Raw genomic sequence first — 15520 nt, 5'->3', positions numbered from 1 at the left:
AACCGAATTATACTTGAGGGGGTTGGAAAAGCGCTTCCAGATATCTGGAATTAAAGTTAATTTTATAGAAGTTGTACTGTTTTCCATTTTCAATCTTTAATCGATTGAATAGAGGTATATTGTTGTTAGCAATTAATACTATAGGATGACAACATTGATGGTGAGAATGGACTGGCATATTCTCTTTATCTTGATTCTTATGATGTCCTTCATTTTTTGAATCACTCTCAATGTAATCTTCAACTACATATTCTAGAAACGAGTCACCATAAACTTTATGATCTTGATAATGACTAATAACACTTGAAATTTCTTTAATTGATCCACAGAAGTCCATATCTAAGCTAATTCCTTGGAAAAAGAATAAAAAGGACATTGATATGGAAAAGAATATTTTCATAAAGCTTCACAAAGATACAAATTAATGAATGCACAGGTTGTGCAAAAGCTATGGTTATTAGCAACAGCTCTTATTTTCCTAATAGGTGGACTGGGCATCGTTTCCAATGAATAATAAACACAATCGTCTTCGCTTGGTTTCAAAAACCGTTTTGCAATTTTCACACCTGTAAAAGAATTGGCAAGCGTTTGTTGGCATATCTTGTACTTTTTTATATCCGCAGTCTGGACAAGTAATTTTTGACCTTAGTTGCATTATCATCAAATCTCATCTAATGATCTACGGTTTTTATTGGTACTTTTTTTAAATTCCGACGGCGTCATTCCAGTAATCTTTTTGAATTGGTTACTTAAATAGGCAACACTGCTATAGTTCATTTGAAATGCAATTTCGCTTAAATTCAATTCATTGTAAATGATAAGTTCTTTAATGCGTTCTATTTTTTGATTGATGATATACTGCTCAAAAGTAATACTCTCTACAGCAGAAAATAAAGAGCTAAGGTACTTATAGTCAAGATGTAATTTTTCACTTATAAATTCTGGCCATTTTATATCGAGTACCTCATTGGAATGATGGATTTTATCTACAACCAATGTTTTCATCTGTTCAATAAGTTGACTTTTTCGATCGTTTATTAGACTAAAACCAGAATTCCGAAGTTCTTCTTTCAAAAGTTTTTTTGTATATTCATCTAGTTCTTCTTCCAAATATACTTCACCCAGTTTGATGATACCATAAGAAATTTTCAACTTATCTAAGATAAACGCGACTGAGTTTACACAGCGTGGACACACCATATTTTTAATATAAATAATATTGGTCATAATTTAGGTTTTAAATATATACTCTTAAGCCATAAAAGCAACAAGAATGGCAGCAAATAAGGCTGCTAAAAATAAAATAACCAAAGCAAGAATACCATAAATTTTATCTTTTTTGGAAATAGTGTCTTTCTTGGATTTTGTCTTTTTCCTGTTTTTATTTTTTCTTCTATCTCTTCTATTTGCACTCATTATCTTATATTTATATGATTGGTAAAATTGCCCAGTTAAGAGTTATTTCTTATAATTAGCTAAAAATCAAAAGATATGATCATCCTAGTTTTATTAAGTAGTCTCAGGCGAAAAACCGTCCTGAAATTACTTTAAGCACATATATAAGCGAACGGAAAGAGTAGTTTTTAAGGACTGCGAAAGCACAAAATATTATAGATTAAGAGCATCAAGCTGGCAATTGACCAGTTTCGACCTCAAAAACAGGGAGGTAGTTTTCAAATAGGTTCAAAAACTAAAATAGCCTGCTAAATCGTAAATAAAAACCCGGCCTAAACCGGGTTCCAGTTATTTAAATAACCTACAATTAAGCCAGATAAACTTCACAAGCTTCTACACATTCTCTACAAGCCTGCGCACAATCCTTACAGTGCTGATGATCATGCTTATCGCACTCATCTGCACAATCCTGACATACCTTTTTACAATATTCAACCAGGGCATTCACATCGCTATAACTCGTGGCTAAAATTTGATTTAAAGCAGCACAGGCTTCAGCACATACCCTGTCAATTCTAATGCAATCTTTCATCATCTTTACATTATCTTCATCAAGACAGGCATCAGCACAATAATTGCAGTGGTTAATACAATTTCCAAGTGCATTAATTAATTTCTCATTTCTCATAATATTGATTTTTAATGGTTTATGTCGAAATTATAAACTAAAAACCAAAATGGGTTTTAAAATTATGCTAAGATCTTTCAATTTTAAAGGTATTTAACAAAGCCCTTAAAATTTTAAGGCTTTTTTTCTTCTAATTGTTTCCATTTCCAGCCATCCTGCAATAATAAGGTATTGAAGAATTTACGTTTTTCCATAAATTTTCTATATCTTTTTTTGTTTTTAAATTATTTAAACGATAATAACCTGTACAGCTATACCCGCGCCAATAGTTAAAATAAAACAGCTTATATAAACCATTTGAATTAAATACTGATTCGAGCTTTCATTTTCGAATTGTTTCTTGAAGAACATCGGTGAAATGATTCGTAGATATACCGCTAAGGAAATTGCACTATTTAAAATTCCTACTACCGCAAGCCAGGTATAACCTGAATCTATAGCAGAAGAAAAAAGCAGGAATTTCCCGGCAAAGCCTGCCAAAGGTGGAATTCCTACCAAAGACAGTAAAAAAACGGTCATCGCAACAGCCATAAAAGGCTTTTTATAAGCCAATCCACTGATATGGGATATTTTTTTCCCTACTTGTTGTACAATAGCAAATGCGCCAATATTCATAGCAGCATACGCAAACCCGAACATTATAAGGGAGGAAATTCCTAAATCGCTATGATTTATCCCAATTATACCCAGTAGAAAAAAGCCAGCCTGGGCTATCGTAGAATAAGCCAAAAGTCGTATTAAACTGTTTTGCCATAAGGCAACCACGTTCCCATAGGTCATTGAAAAAGCTGCCAAAATCGCCAAGATCAAGTTATAATCCACAATATGCTGTGGCAAAATTTTCATAACCTGCGCCAACGCAAAAAAGGCTCCTATTTTTGGTGTGACCGATAAAAACGCAGCAATAGATACTGGTGCACCTTCAAAAGTATCGGGAGTCCAGAAATGAAACGGAAAAAGAGAGGCAGCATAACCTAAACCGGCTATAAGCGCTCCAAAACCAAACAGCATTAAAAAAGGCTGATTGGTATTTTCCGATGCAGAAAGTAAAGTACTTCCAGAAATACCCGCCCAGTAAGTTAAACCAAAAAGCATAATCGCTCCGGTAACCGAGCCGTACACAAAATATTTTACTGCTCCTTCCGTAGCACTATCTGTTTTAGGATAAGCAGCTAATGCAAAACCGGTAAGACTACTAATAAGCACGCCCAAAACCAAAAACATCATATCACCACTCCCCGCTAACAAGGTGGAACCTAAAGTGGAAAAAGCAAGCAGACTATACACAGTTCCTTCCCTATCGGTTCCCTTTAATTCCTGCCGAACGAGCAAACCAATAAAAATAGCCGCACCGGAAAGAATAATTACAGCCCATTGGCTCAATTCATCACTTCGGAAAGTCCCAGAAAAGGCGGTCTTTACAGTTCCTAAACGATAGATACTTAAACCCAGGGCACCCAGCATTCCTATTATTAGCGTGTATAAACTACCTAAAGGCTTGCGTAGCATTTCAAATACCAGCGCACTCATGGCAGTAAGCAACAAAATAATCTGTGGAAGAATAGTCAATAAATCTTCACTCATTTTTCCCATATTGAAAGGTATTTAACGCTTTGGTGGATACTATCTAATATTAAATTCGGGAAAACACCAATTGCTATAATCAGGATTACCAAAGGGATAAAAGCACATAATTCACGGGCGTCCAAGTCTTTTAACTTAACAAGAAAGCTTTTATCGGGCGTCCCCATAAAAGAACGTTGAATAGCTCGTATATAGAGCGCTGAGGTAAGCACAAGACCTAACAGCATTATAGCAACCGCCCAGGGGTAGATTTCAAATCCGCCTAAAAATATTTGGAATTCTGCAGGAAAATGAGCCAATCCGGGCAAGCCCAAAGAAGCAAATGCCGCCAACACAAAGAAACCGCCCAAGATAGGATAGGCTTTCAGCAAACCTCTTAAAGCGGGTATTTCCCTGGTGGTAGCCCTTTCTTGTATCGCCCCAATCAGTAAAAATAAGAGACCGGTAACAATACCGTGGCTAAACATTTGTAAAGTAGCACCATCTAAGGCGTGGATTCCAGATGTTGAAGGAATCATGGCTGCAACGGCGACACCAAAAACCAGGTACCCCATATGGTTAATACTGGTGTAGGCTACCATGCGCTTTATGTCTGTCTGTGCCATGGCTACCAGGGCACCATAAACGACCGAAAATACCGCAACAATCATCACGATCCAGGCATATTCCTTAAATGCATCGGGCGTCATCTGCAGTGCAAAACGAATAAAACCATAGGCCCCGAGTTTCAACAAAATCCCGGCTAAAATGGCACTTCCCGATGCCGGCGCTTCCGTATGTGCCAGGGGTAGCCAGGAATGAAATGGGAATAATGGTGTTTTTATGGCAAAGGCTAGAAAAAGCGCCCAAAAAGTTAAGGTGGCGACCATACCACTAAGCGGTGGGTTTGCGATTAGTTCGCGCATATCAAAAGTACGGGGCTCAGAAAAGATATAAAGGGATAAAAACGCCAACAATAAAAAAAGACTACCTATTAAAGTATATATAAAGAACATTATTGCCGCTTTTTTACGGTTCTCGTGGCCCCAGCCTGCAATTACAAAATACATCCCTACCAGGGTGATTTCGAAAAAAATATAAAATAACAGTAAATCCAGCGACATAAACACCCCTAAACAAGCAGTTTCCAGAAGAAGGAACAAGGCCATTTTGGCTCCCAACTTTTCTTTCTTCTTTGTGGAATATATTATGGTGCAGAAAAAAAGAATAGTTGACAGCAACACCGCAGTATAGCTAATTCCGTCAACTCCTAAACGGTAGGCTGCATCCAGGGCAGGTATCCATTGCAACTCTTCCACATGGCTAAAACCACTATCCAGCCCAAACCCAATACCAATTGCACCAAGAAGACTAAGAGTGGCAGAAACAATTGCCACGGTATTGACAACTTTTGAGGTGGAATGCCGTAACAACAAAATTATAAAAGCTCCCACCAGGGGTAGAAAAAGGGTTAGACTAAGTAAAGGTAGGCTCGTATTCATAACAATTCGATTAAGCTAATGATTAATATAAAAATGAGAATAAGCAAGGAGATTATCGTAATGGCCAGTTCTTTATGTACCAAACCCGATTGCCATTTTTTTCCATAATACCCGCTTTCTTTAATACTGGAAGCAATAGTTTTAATACTAATTAAAATTTTTAAATCGAAAATTTGTGAGAAACTACTTAACCAGATTCCGGAGTTTCCGATTTCCCAAACAGCAGTTTTTACATTCCGGTCTGCTTTAAATATTGTTTGACTAAGATTAAGTCCGAAGTACCCTATTTTTTCAATATATTCTAAAATAAATGCATCAATATGCTGAAAAAAATTGGCTGTTTTAAGCGTGGGGTTGACCACTAAGTTTTGGTAGCCCCCGGCAAGCGTATAATTTTCCCGACTGAATTTCGTAAAAGTTCCAGGTAACCAATTTTCTCTATAAAACCATCCTGTAAGCAGTCCAAATAATGCCGCAACCAATCCCAACACCATACTCCACTTGCCTTTTGGAATAGAATAGCCAATTTTTTTGACGATGGGCTCCAGCCCAAAACCTCCAGCAATGACAAGGATAATCAGAATAAAAATCCCGGTAAGCATCAGGTTTTTTTTAGAAATAGAAGGTTTTTCGGCCTTGCCTTTCCAGAGCCAACGGACGGCTATGGAAACATAACTCGCTGTAAAAAATGCGCCCAACACCCCACTGACCACGAAGAACCAGTTACCCGATATCAGAGAAGCTTCAAGAATACCATCTTTTGACCAATACCCAATTAATGGAGGAATTCCGGTCAAGGCAAGCGCCGCAATAATAAAGGTGTAATGCGTTACCTTTAGTTGTTTACCCGAACCTGCAATTTTCTTGTATTGGGTGCTTTCATATCCCTGTTGAAAAACACCGGCTCCTAAAAAGAGGGTGCTTTTCATAAAAGCGTGTGCCAGCCAATGTGCAAAGGCTGCTCCCGGAAAACCCGCTCCGATAGCCAGAAGCATAAATCCTAATTGGCTTGAGGTAGAAGCAGCCAACATTTGTTTTAAGTCTTTGGAAGTTATGGCCGTTAGACCGGTAAGGATAATCGTTAGACAGCCAATGATTCCGATATAAAGCAAGGCTTCTTCGGGAAGTATCGGGTATATTTTAAACAATAACAAAGCTCCCGCACCAACCATCGTGGCCGAGTGCAATAAAGCGGAAACTGGCGTGGGTCCCGCCATAGCACCTGAAAGCCAACTTTGGAAAGGAAGCTGCGCAGATTTCCCCATAACCGCCAATAAAAAACAGGAAGCTGCCAACACCGAAATTTCCTGGGTAACCGAAAAAGGAACCGCCAGTTGATTATAGGTGATAATGGTTAAAAAAGCACCTGCATATAATCCCATATCTGCGAAACGGGTAAGCATAAAGGCCTTGACGCTTCCGAGGCGGGCATTCTTTTTTTCGTGCCACGTGCCGATCAGAAGAAAGGATGCCAGCCCCATCAATTCCCATCCCGTAATAAACAGGAACCAATCTCCCGCCATGACCAGGACTTGCATGGCGGCGAGAAACAGGCTCATCGCGGGCCAGAACCATCTTTTACCTTTTTCAGCTTCCATATAGCCTTTGGCATAAATAAAAATAGCCAAAGCCACCACCGAAACAACCAGGGCCAAAAGTGCATTTTGATAATTGGCAACCACTACAAATGGAAAATCGGCCAGGCCGCCAAATTCAATTTTTTGGGAAAAAGATTGAGATATATTCAAAAACAAAAATAAGCTGCCCAACAACGAAGCCGACACCCCTATAAGATGAGGCAAAGAAGAGCCGTTTCGGAAGATATAACCGAAAAGAGCGGCTCCTATAGGTGCCAGGATCAATATCCATAGAAATAATTCACTCATTGTTTTATTCTTTTAAATCGCTTGCCTCTTCCATTTCTACCGATCCTTTGGTTCGGAAACGTTGGGTGGCAATTGCAAAACCTACGGCTGCTTCCAGGGCCATAACGGTCATTCCCACCAGGACGAACATTTGGATGGAATATTCTTCGGGGTGCAAATACCGCCAAAAGGCGACCAGGTTCAACATGGCAGCACCGAGCATAAGCTCGATTCCCATCATAATCATCACGAGGTTCGTTTGGCTCAAGGCACCGTAAATACCAATACCAAACAAGACGGCGCCAACGCTTAATACAACTATCAGTTCAATCATCTTTTTTGTTTTTAAAAGGAAGCGCTGTTGCAGTGGACACGATCATGGCTACGAGAATGGAGGTTCCCGCAGTTTCAAAAATCATCATGGACCGTTTCATCAATTCCATTCCCAAATCGTAATTTTGTTTCGCTGGTGTTGGCACTTCTGTAGCAATGGTTTCCCAATTGGAAAAGCTTACGGCTACAATAACCATGGCACCGGCCACCAGGCTTGTACCAATAGACAGTTTTTTTTGATGGCTCATATCCATATTTCCCATTCCCCCTGGATCCATCATATACATCATCATAAAAATAGCCATGATGCTCATTTCCGTAGCCATCATCATGATTTGCAACACGCCCAGGAATTCGGCTTCCATTACCAGGAACATCATTCCCAAAATAGCCATAGAAGCTAAAAGTGAAAGTGCCGATCGCACCATGCTACTGGTCATAAAAACCCTCCAGGCGAACCAAATGGCGCCAAGACCCAAAATAATTAATATGCTAAGTCTAATTATATTCATAACAATAATAAAATTCCCACCCATAGGATATTAAACAATGCCAGGGGCGTTGCCAACTTCCAACTCCATTCCAGGGTATGGTCATGCCGAAATCGGGGCAGTAGGTTTCCAACAACGAAGAAGGAACATGCGACAAGAATGGTTTTTAAAAACACCCATACATAACCCGGGAGAAAAGGACCGGCCCAACCCCCCAGAAAAAAATGAGTAATCCCCAGGGAGAGGCTAAAAATTAAAATAATCCTGCCCAATCTAAAAATGAGTAGGCGTGTCCCGGTAAATTCGGCAAAAACCCCTCCTTCTAATTCTCCCGGGGCGTTTGGTAAATCAAACGGGGGCAAAAAAGTCAAAGCCAGGGAAGCGGCGTAAAACAATAAAAATCCTACAGGTTGATAAACAATGTTCCATAACCCGGTTTGCGATTCTACAACAGCCATCATATTCATAGATTCTGCACGCATTACTGTGGCCGTAATGGCCATGACAATAGGCATGGAATATGCGATAAGTTGTCCCATAAACCGCCACCCCCCAATCATTGGATAAACAGCATTTGGCGCCCATCCCGCCATCACAAGGGCGACCATAATATAGGCTAAGGCTGCATTAAAAAATAAGGCTCCCGTAGCCATATTTGCAATGACGCTTGATTCTGCCCAGGGGAAAATGCCGATGGCAAGCACAGCCACTGTGATGAACAATATGGGAGCGGTTTCATAAAATGTTTTATCCCGTTTTCGGGGTTTTACATTTTCCTGAATAAAGTAGGAAGCGAATGCCGCAACCGGATAGCCGAATTCCCAGGTTTTATAAACCAACCGACGTTCGAGAACGACTATCGCATATATGCTTACTAAACAACCGATTCCAATAATCATCCACATCATCGTCTTAGTTTTTTGTTTACAAAAGTTGAAATGCCAAGCGAGGCGATACATACTATGGCATCGCTTAGTTCCAGGTCTTTGGTAATTGTGGAAACAAGCGCCGCCAGAGCCCTAGAAGTGGAAGATAAGCTTATATTTTTTACATTTCCGGCTTGAATTTCCACCTGGAGGCTCATTTTCCCGTTGGCGGTTTCGACGGTTGCCGAAGAAATTTGATCTTCTATGCGCTTATCAGGGTTCAGGCCTGGCAAAGGTTCATAATTATCACCTTGGGACTTTTCTATCTTTTGAAAGTTTTGGGTTAGTTCGGTCAACCGAATTTGTAGATGCCCCCACGCGTTATTTTGCTGCGCTTCTGCTGCCCTGGCAATAGGTCCGCTTATATGGTGCAATAAGTTCTTTGGGATAATGGCCAGCTTTAGAAGCCTGTTTTTTAAATACCACCGGCTGCTAATTTTTTTAGTGAGTTTTTTAATTTTCGCTTCCGATAAATTGTTACCGTGAAAATCCTGAATGCTTTGGGTGACAAGGTAAACCAGTCCGGTATCTCCGCAAGCCTGTAAAAGGGTTCTGAGCCAAAGCAAATGGTTCAAAAGCCGCTCATTTTCCAAGACCATAGAAGGTTGCTCGGTTTCTTTTTCTTCCGAAGAAGCTGTTAATGCCAATGTTGTGAGTTTCCGTAGAGTTTCCGGTTCCCGCGGAAATGCGTTAGCCATGTAACTTGGCAATTCCAATGGGTCTTTTGGAAAATTTTCAAGGTCAGGAGTGTTAGAAAGATTCTGATCTACTTCTGCCTGAATGACGGTATCCCCATCGAGTGTCATCTTAACACAAAGCCCATCTGGGAGTCCGGAATGGAAAGGTCCAAAATAGGTCTCATTCCTGTCCATGATCAATCCATCTTTGCTCTTTGGCTTTCCCTTCGTCATTGCTACCATGGACATAAAGTCCATTCCCCCACCTCCGTGATCCTCGTGGTCTTCGCTGTCTTCGTTGTTTTCGTCAGATTCATCTTCGTTTTCTTCCTCTTTTTCCGAACCATCATGCTCTTGATCATCTTTATGCTCTTCGTGATGATGATGGTCGTGATCATGGCTGTTTTCGTTTTCATCGGTTAAGGCTTCCTGCAAAAAAGCAGGTTCAAATGCTTCAAAATCACCGTTAATTAGCTTTGTGTTTTTTAAGAGGGAAGAAAGAGAATTAATTTTATCCCATTCAATACTTAAATCGGGTTCTGGCAGAGGTTGCCCTTCCTGATTTCCTACAAAAACCAGCATCCGCGGCCGGGGCATTTGAGCAAAGATTACTGCGGCGGCTTTTTTCAGGTTTTTAGAGATAGGAAAACCAATTAATAGCACATTGGCGTGCCGCGGACTCTCTGTAATTTTCAATTGCCGGGTATAAGGATTAAAACCCCAGGCTAAAAAAGCTTCTATTCCGGGCACGGGGTAAACCCTTAAAGACTTTTTAGCCAAATCTAAAAGAAAGCCCGGAACCTTAGTCCCATGGGGTAATGTGCCATATTTGTTTATGCCGGTTTTCATTGTCTTTTGAGTCCTCCCTGATTCCATGTGTAAAGCAGTCCCAGAAAAAGTATGAGCAGAAAAACACCCATATCCAAAAGGGCGGTTATTCCTACTTCTTTATAAATCACGGCCCAGGGGTACATATAGGCCATCTCCATATCGAAGGCTAAAAAAAGCAGGGCATATCCATAATAATGTACGTGATATCTTCCCCAGGCCGGCTTTGGTTGTAAACGACCACTTTCTGCAGGAATATCTTTTGCGGGTTCCTTTCTCATTTTGACCATTTTTCTATGGAGCAGGTAAAGGACTATTACAAATCCCAAAGTACCCACTATCATCCCGAATAAAATGGTGTATTGTTGTAGCGCGGACATATTTTATAGTTTTAGTTTTTAATTTTGACTTCAAAAAAAAATTTAATCCAACGAATATCTAAATAAAGACGTAAGGACCTTAAATAGAAGGCTTAATTATATCCTTCCACTCCCAACCATCTTCTTTAACCAAACGACATAATACCTTTCTTCTTTTTTGCATCTCTTTTGTCAACTTATTAGTGCTTTTTGTATTCTTTTGTATTAAACCTGCATCTTCTAACTTGTTAAGTCCAGGATTGGAAGGGAAAACTTCGGTAAATTTGACACCTTTCACTTCCTGAATAACCTCAATATAATCACTTAAAGCTATATCAATATTATCCAACGGGTTGGATTCAGAAGAAACATCAATTTTTATAAAATTTTTTAATATAAATATGGCTTCATTTAACCTTGCTATTTGTATTATAATAGCTTTTTCTTTTTTGTTATTATGAAAATAATGGATTACCGGATAAGCTCGATGATTCTGACTATGTTCAATGAGTTCTTCAGCAAGGGAAACAACTCGATAATTGAGCACATCCCACTTTTCCTTATTATAGGAGTTTAGAACCATATCTTGCGGCTCTTTACCCAAGCTACTTATAAGTATGCCTAATTTGCGTTTTTTAATTACAGCATTAAGAACTGGGATGAAATATGTTATTGACATCGTAATAAGAATTAATCCCGTAAAAGAATATAAAGTCGTTACAAGACGCCATAGATCATTTTTTGCTATGTAATCACCTACTCCCAAAGTAGATAAACTAAAACCAGAATAATATATTTTACCCCATAAGTTAACTGGCAATTTAGATGTGCTATTTATAACTGAAGCTGTATCAGACCACAACACCAAAGTAAAACTTACATTCAGCATAACTACCCAGAAGAGAACTATAAACAGTAATTGCAAATATCCAATATGACTTAGAAGCCTAGATTTCCCGTTGTGATCACAAAGCTTAAGAAAGAATTTCCAAGACATAGAGGAGATTTTATTTGTAATCCATCCACCTCCTTTAACTGTCACTGTGGTCATAACCATATCAGTAACTATCATAATGTAAAGTGTAATTCCAATAAATAAAACTAAATAATTCATAAACTAAATAATAGTTTTAAAATTTTTTAGAAATGACCAATATCTTTCCTGTATTACTGTTTTAGTGCCTGACAAAGGAAGGGCCTTTAACTAATTAAACTAAATATACCCTTCCTTTTCAGGACTTTAAGAATGAACAAAAAACAGAATCCAATTAGTGAACTAATTATGAGAGAAATTCACTATCATTTTTATGTCCATTCTATCTCTGTCTATAATTAAAATATTTAAAAAGGTCAGCTTTGTATTTCCTGTGATATGGGGTTAAACCTCCCTCTCCTGTATTTTGTGCAAAACTCGCAATTTTAGCCCCAGCATTTAATGCCAAAGTTGCATCTTTACTTATAGAGCCATAACTCATTGCTCCTAAATTCAAAATACTTGAACTGTAGGGCTTAATACAATTTGATCCTCCAATATTAATACAAAAATTACCCTGAAATGCCTTTGACGGAAATGTTGAATGCAAAAACCGTTCACCTTCAAAAAACTTTGATCAAATATGTTGTTTAATGATCGTGATCTCCTCCAAGATTCATATCCTAGTCGTGATCCATTTGCATATCATCTTCTTCCATCATCCCTTCATCCTGCATTTCCATATCGTCCATGTCCTCATGCTCTGTCTCTGTGGTTTCCCTACAGGACATTAAAGAAAAATTAGTTCCTACAATAAAAACGAGCAACATTATAAATTTCATATTTTTCATCTGGTTATAGTTTTAAAAACGTCTGATTATAATTTTGAAATAATTTTTTCGAGTTTCCCTTTTATTTCCTGGGCAACTTTTCCCAAAGCTCTATTATCTACCGCCTGCATAGAGGCTATAGGGTTCACAGCTGCAATTTCAATTTGGCCCGATTCTTTCTCCTGAACTATAACATTACAAGGCAGCATGGTGCCAATCTTATCTTCGGCCTCTAATGCCTTATGGGCGTAAGGGGCATTACATGCTCCCAGGATGCGATAATTCCTGAAATCCACTTCCAGTTTTTTCTTTAAAGTTTCAGTAACATCAATTTCAGTTAAAATCCCGAAGCCTTCTTTTTCCAGCTCCCGGGTTACCTGATCGATTACCTGCTCAAAATCTCCTTTTATCGTTTTATTAAAATAGTATTTCATAAGTCATCTTCTTTTGAGATTATTTTTTTGCTCCTCAAATTCTTCTTTACTTATTTCTCCCTTTGCGTATCTTTTCTCAAGTATTTGTATAGGGCTATCGTCTATTTTCTGGTTTTTACCTAACCAACTACTTAAGGGTAGAAAGACTGCTGCTACGACAATAACCCCTATTACAATCCACCAGAACATCATCATTTTTCCCTAATTTATGGTTGTGGGTTATGCTGATGCTTGCCGGTTCCTTTTTTGTGACCTTGCATATCCTCTTTCTTTTTATCCATATGCTCTTTCATTCTCTCCATCATTTCCGGATCATCATGCATTTTTTCCATCATGTCCTGCATCATTCTTGGATTCTCCTTCATTTTTTTCATCATCCCCTGCATCATTTTCTTTCTCATTTCAGGATTATTTTCCATGGAATGCATCATTTCGTGCATCATTTTTTCTTTCATTTCAGGATTTTCCTCCATTCTCTTCATCATCATTTTTTTCATTTCAGGATCTTTTTCCATTTTTTCCTGCATCATTTTTTTCATTTTCTCCTTCATTTCAGGATTTTTCTTCATCATGGCTTCCATTTTTCCTGATTCCATCATTTGCATATGGTTTTGCATCAATGTCTTTTTGGCCATCTCATTGTTAGCAGCCATATCTAAAAGATCTTCAAATTTATCCTGATCTGATACTATATTTCTATAGATTTCATTCCTGTTTTCATCGTCTTCAAGGACTTCAGGTGCATTAAAAGTCGATACACAGCCCACCAAAGAGCCCATAATACCAACAATCAGTAATGTTTTTGCAATCGTTTTCATCTTATATAATTTTAGAGTTAATAAAAATTTTAATATTCAGTTTAATTTATAAATAATCTATCGTTTTGTTCATTTATCCCATTCTTTTCACACAATTTTAAAGTTCCGCATCATCCCCATATCTTCGTGTTCAAGATTGTGGCAATGGTATAGAAATAGCCCTTTAAAGTGTTCAAATCGCATAATTAGATCTATTTGCATACCAGGTAAAAGATAGATGCTGTCCTGCCAGCCTTCATTGATAAAACCATCTTTGGTAGCCTCCCATAGTTTATTATCTACCTTTTCGGCATTTCTATTTAGGATGTTGAATTGTAATTGATGAATATGCACAGGATGCGGCATTTGCATCATATTGCCCATACCACTTTCGCCGCTCATCATGCCGCCATTACCATGCATTCCGCCGCCGTCATCGTCATCATTTGAAGAAAACTGGTTACCGTTATTGATGCGCCATACTTCGGTAGTATTTAATTTTACGGTTTCTTCCTCTGCTACTTCAGTTCCATTATAGGTGCGCCCATTTATTGTCCATTCCATCATGCCCCCCATAGCGAAAGTGAAGTTTCTCGGGTTCTTTTTATTAATGGCTTCTGAACTTTGCAAATAATTTGCAGAAACCAGCTCCCCGGGTAAAGCAGCCTCATTCTCTTTCACAGGGCCTACCTTAATATTTAAAATATCGAACTGGCTGTTATAAGGCAAAGCAGAACTGTTGCTATTTCCCATCATGCCGCCGTTCATCATCCCACCGCCCATTGCATTGTCCATGGGCAAGGGTAAATGAACCATCTTAAAGTTGCTGTTTTCTTCGTGTTCAGATAAATCCAACCAAACATCTACACGCTGCGCTGGCCCCAAAATTAAATAGGGCAAGGTTTTAGGGGTTGGCAACAGTCCACCGTCTACCCCAAACACCGTAATTGAACTGCCGTTGTTCCAGGACAGCTTATAGGCTCTGGAATTGGAACCATTTAAGAACCTTAAACGATATTTCCCATTTGCACTTAAGCTTAGGGTATTGTCAATTTTTCCGTTAATCATTATCCGGTCACCCAAGAAGCCCGTCATCTGCCCCATTCGGCTATTGCCCGAATAACTTAATTGGTGGTTATCATCAAAAGTCCTGTCCTGGATCACAACGGGAATATCATATTTACCCTGAGGTAGGTTTAAGTTTTCTTCATCCTTATCTGAAACTATAAACAATCCGGCAAGTCCGTTATATACCTGTTCCCCTGTCTGCCCATGAGGATGTGGATGAAACCAATAGGTGCCCGCCTTGTTCATCACTTCAAATTCGTAATAATAGGTTTCCCCCCGACCTATCACATGTTCCGGGTGGCCATCATTTTCGTGCGATATATGCAACCCATGCCAGTGCACAATAGATTCCGCAGGAATTTGATTTTCATACCTCACCCTTATTTTATCTCCTTTTTTGACCCGAATGATGGGTCCCAAATAACTACCCTCTATTTGCTGTAAACTGTCCTGGCTACCTTTTATAATAGATGCCTTATAGGAATAGGTATTGGTTTTTTCATCTGAAAAAATATTGGTCTGGGAAGATGATGCTGTTAGTTGTAAATCTACATCTGGAATAAAATCCTTGTTTATTTTTTTGCCCGCCTGTGTGTGTTCCGGTGATGTTTCAGATTTACAGGAAGTAAATAAAGGCATCACATAAAAACCCGCAGTTGCGAGACTTGTAGTTTCTATAAAATTTCTTCTGTTTATCTTGGTTTTCATCACAATGTTTGTTTCAAATTAAATGTTATATAATACTTTTGACCTCCTTATTTTAAGAATTTAAAACTATTATCTTTTCTTCC

The 15520-nt window shown here is 38.7% G+C and carries 20 protein-coding genes; all 20 read right to left on the bottom strand.

The window, feature by feature from the left end; translation table 11 throughout:
* Positions 1–7: 7 nt before the first annotated feature.
* The 20 genes from BUA71_RS00420 to BUA71_RS00335 all read right to left on the bottom strand — a co-directional run bounded on the left by BUA71_RS00420 (position 8) and on the right by BUA71_RS00335 (position 15437).
* Positions 8–376, bottom strand: coding sequence for a hypothetical protein (locus BUA71_RS00420; RefSeq protein ID WP_072875654.1), 369 nt, complete (start codon positions 374–376; stop codon positions 8–10).
* A gap of 102 nt (positions 377–478) precedes the next feature.
* Complete coding sequence (locus BUA71_RS17950) at positions 479–598, bottom strand: hypothetical protein (RefSeq protein ID WP_317040878.1); 120 nt, start codon at positions 596–598, stop codon at positions 479–481.
* A 62-nt stretch (positions 599–660) separates the two neighbouring features.
* Positions 661–1227 (bottom strand): helix-turn-helix domain-containing protein, encoded by a 567-nt coding sequence (locus BUA71_RS00410; protein WP_072875651.1) that lies wholly within the window; start codon positions 1225–1227, stop codon positions 661–663.
* 24 nt (positions 1228–1251) lie between these two features.
* A complete protein-coding gene (locus tag BUA71_RS17575; protein WP_175545921.1) occupies positions 1252–1416 on the bottom strand; it encodes a hypothetical protein in 165 nt (54 codons plus the stop codon).
* Between the two features lie 346 nt (positions 1417–1762).
* Positions 1763–2083 carry a four-helix bundle copper-binding protein gene (locus BUA71_RS00405; protein ID WP_072875649.1) on the bottom strand — a complete coding sequence of 107 codons (321 nt, stop codon included), beginning with the start codon at positions 2081–2083 and terminating at the stop codon, positions 1763–1765.
* A 228-nt stretch (positions 2084–2311) separates the two neighbouring features.
* Positions 2312–3676: an NADH-quinone oxidoreductase subunit N gene (locus BUA71_RS00400; protein ID WP_083572007.1), complete on the bottom strand. Its 1365-nt coding sequence runs from the start codon at positions 3674–3676 to the stop codon at positions 2312–2314.
* Positions 3664–5148, bottom strand: coding sequence for a complex I subunit 4 family protein (locus BUA71_RS00395; protein ID WP_072875647.1), 1485 nt, complete (start codon positions 5146–5148; stop codon positions 3664–3666). The genes BUA71_RS00400 and BUA71_RS00395 overlap by 13 nt, the downstream gene beginning before the upstream one ends.
* Positions 5145–7034 (bottom strand): NADH-quinone oxidoreductase subunit 5 family protein, encoded by a 1890-nt coding sequence (locus BUA71_RS00390; RefSeq protein ID WP_072875645.1) that lies wholly within the window; start codon positions 7032–7034, stop codon positions 5145–5147. Before BUA71_RS00390 ends, BUA71_RS00395 begins: the two co-directional genes overlap by 4 nt.
* A 4-nt stretch (positions 7035–7038) precedes the next feature.
* On the bottom strand, positions 7039–7347 hold the full coding sequence (gene nuoK / locus BUA71_RS00385) for an NADH-quinone oxidoreductase subunit NuoK (protein ID WP_072875643.1): 309 nt from the start codon (positions 7345–7347) through the stop codon (positions 7039–7041).
* Positions 7340–7858 (bottom strand): NADH-quinone oxidoreductase subunit J family protein, encoded by a 519-nt coding sequence (locus tag BUA71_RS00380; RefSeq protein WP_072876808.1) that lies wholly within the window; start codon positions 7856–7858, stop codon positions 7340–7342. Before BUA71_RS00380 ends, nuoK begins: the two co-directional genes overlap by 8 nt.
* On the bottom strand, positions 7855–8745 hold the full coding sequence (locus tag BUA71_RS00375) for a complex I subunit 1/NuoH family protein (RefSeq protein WP_072875641.1): 891 nt from the start codon (positions 8743–8745) through the stop codon (positions 7855–7857). The genes BUA71_RS00380 and BUA71_RS00375 overlap by 4 nt, the downstream gene beginning before the upstream one ends.
* Complete coding sequence (locus tag BUA71_RS00370) at positions 8742–10289, bottom strand: hypothetical protein (protein ID WP_072875639.1); 1548 nt, start codon at positions 10287–10289, stop codon at positions 8742–8744. Before BUA71_RS00370 ends, BUA71_RS00375 begins: the two co-directional genes overlap by 4 nt.
* Positions 10286–10612 carry an NADH-quinone oxidoreductase subunit A gene (locus BUA71_RS00365; protein WP_262506733.1) on the bottom strand — a complete coding sequence of 109 codons (327 nt, stop codon included), beginning with the start codon at positions 10610–10612 and terminating at the stop codon, positions 10286–10288. Before BUA71_RS00365 ends, BUA71_RS00370 begins: the two co-directional genes overlap by 4 nt.
* A 115-nt stretch (positions 10613–10727) precedes the next feature.
* Positions 10728–11741 (bottom strand): potassium channel family protein, encoded by a 1014-nt coding sequence (locus tag BUA71_RS00360; RefSeq protein WP_072875635.1) that lies wholly within the window; start codon positions 11739–11741, stop codon positions 10728–10730.
* Between the two features lie 202 nt (positions 11742–11943).
* Positions 11944–12117 carry a glutamate synthase-related protein gene (locus tag BUA71_RS17705; RefSeq protein WP_394333521.1) on the bottom strand — a complete coding sequence of 58 codons (174 nt, stop codon included), beginning with the start codon at positions 12115–12117 and terminating at the stop codon, positions 11944–11946.
* 166 nt (positions 12118–12283) lie between these two features.
* Positions 12284–12451 (bottom strand): hypothetical protein, encoded by a 168-nt coding sequence (locus BUA71_RS17570; protein ID WP_175545920.1) that lies wholly within the window; start codon positions 12449–12451, stop codon positions 12284–12286.
* A gap of 26 nt (positions 12452–12477) precedes the next feature.
* The gene (locus BUA71_RS00350) at positions 12478–12864 is read right to left on the bottom strand and encodes a DUF302 domain-containing protein (protein ID WP_072875633.1); all 387 of its coding nucleotides are present in this window, start codon (positions 12862–12864) and stop codon (positions 12478–12480) included.
* A 3-nt stretch (positions 12865–12867) separates the two neighbouring features.
* Positions 12868–13059 (bottom strand): SHOCT domain-containing protein, encoded by a 192-nt coding sequence (locus tag BUA71_RS00345; protein WP_072875632.1) that lies wholly within the window; start codon positions 13057–13059, stop codon positions 12868–12870.
* 11 nt (positions 13060–13070) lie between these two features.
* On the bottom strand, positions 13071–13682 hold the full coding sequence (locus tag BUA71_RS00340; protein WP_072875630.1) for a hypothetical protein: 612 nt from the start codon (positions 13680–13682) through the stop codon (positions 13071–13073).
* A gap of 87 nt (positions 13683–13769) precedes the next feature.
* The gene (locus tag BUA71_RS00335; RefSeq protein ID WP_072875628.1) at positions 13770–15437 is read right to left on the bottom strand and encodes a multicopper oxidase family protein; all 1668 of its coding nucleotides are present in this window, start codon (positions 15435–15437) and stop codon (positions 13770–13772) included.
* Between the last annotated feature and the right edge of the window lie 83 nt (positions 15438–15520).

It is taken from the genome of Salegentibacter echinorum (genome assembly GCF_900129445.1).
GTDB classification, from domain to species: Bacteria; Bacteroidota; Bacteroidia; order Flavobacteriales; family Flavobacteriaceae; genus Salegentibacter; species Salegentibacter echinorum.
The sequence above is the reverse complement of the archived record's forward strand: the minus strand, read 5'-3'. Positions and strand labels throughout refer to the sequence as shown.

Bases quoted from the DNA above. Each gene is read 5' to 3' on its own strand.
- BUA71_RS00420 (WP_072875654.1), bottom strand. From the start codon at position 376: ATGTCCTTTTTATTCTTTTTCCAAGGAATTAGCTTAGATATGGACTTC.
- BUA71_RS00395 (WP_072875647.1), bottom strand. From the start codon at position 5,148: ATGAATACGAGCCTACCTTTACTTAGTCTAACCCTTTTTCTACCCCTG.
- BUA71_RS00380 (WP_072876808.1), bottom strand. From the start codon at position 7,858: ATGAATATAATTAGACTTAGCATATTAATTATTTTGGGTCTTGGCGCC.
- BUA71_RS00360 (WP_072875635.1), bottom strand. From the start codon at position 11,741: ATGAATTATTTAGTTTTATTTATTGGAATTACACTTTACATTATGATA.
- BUA71_RS00350 (WP_072875633.1), bottom strand. From the start codon at position 12,864: ATGAAATACTATTTTAATAAAACGATAAAAGGAGATTTTGAGCAGGTA.
- BUA71_RS00405 (WP_072875649.1), bottom strand. From the start codon at position 2,083: ATGAGAAATGAGAAATTAATTAATGCACTTGGAAATTGTATTAACCAC.
- BUA71_RS17570 (WP_175545920.1), bottom strand. From the start codon at position 12,451: ATGAAAAATATGAAATTTATAATGTTGCTCGTTTTTATTGTAGGAACT.
- BUA71_RS00410 (WP_072875651.1), bottom strand. From the start codon at position 1,227: ATGACCAATATTATTTATATTAAAAATATGGTGTGTCCACGCTGTGTA.
- BUA71_RS00335 (WP_072875628.1), bottom strand. From the start codon at position 15,437: ATGAAAACCAAGATAAACAGAAGAAATTTTATAGAAACTACAAGTCTC.
- nuoK (WP_072875643.1), bottom strand. From the start codon at position 7,347: ATGATTGAACTGATAGTTGTATTAAGCGTTGGCGCCGTCTTGTTTGGT.
- BUA71_RS00340 (WP_072875630.1), bottom strand. From the start codon at position 13,682: ATGAAAACGATTGCAAAAACATTACTGATTGTTGGTATTATGGGCTCT.
- BUA71_RS00390 (WP_072875645.1), bottom strand. From the start codon at position 7,034: ATGAGTGAATTATTTCTATGGATATTGATCCTGGCACCTATAGGAGCC.
- BUA71_RS00400 (WP_083572007.1), bottom strand. From the start codon at position 3,676: ATGGGAAAAATGAGTGAAGATTTATTGACTATTCTTCCACAGATTATT.
- BUA71_RS00375 (WP_072875641.1), bottom strand. From the start codon at position 8,745: ATGATGTGGATGATTATTGGAATCGGTTGTTTAGTAAGCATATATGCG.
- BUA71_RS17950 (WP_317040878.1), bottom strand. From the start codon at position 598: ATGCCAACAAACGCTTGCCAATTCTTTTACAGGTGTGAAAATTGCAAA.
- BUA71_RS00345 (WP_072875632.1), bottom strand. From the start codon at position 13,059: ATGATGATGTTCTGGTGGATTGTAATAGGGGTTATTGTCGTAGCAGCA.
- BUA71_RS00365 (WP_262506733.1), bottom strand. From the start codon at position 10,612: ATGATAGTGGGTACTTTGGGATTTGTAATAGTCCTTTACCTGCTCCAT.
- BUA71_RS00370 (WP_072875639.1), bottom strand. From the start codon at position 10,289: ATGAAAACCGGCATAAACAAATATGGCACATTACCCCATGGGACTAAG.
- BUA71_RS17575 (WP_175545921.1), bottom strand. From the start codon at position 1,416: ATGAGTGCAAATAGAAGAGATAGAAGAAAAAATAAAAACAGGAAAAAG.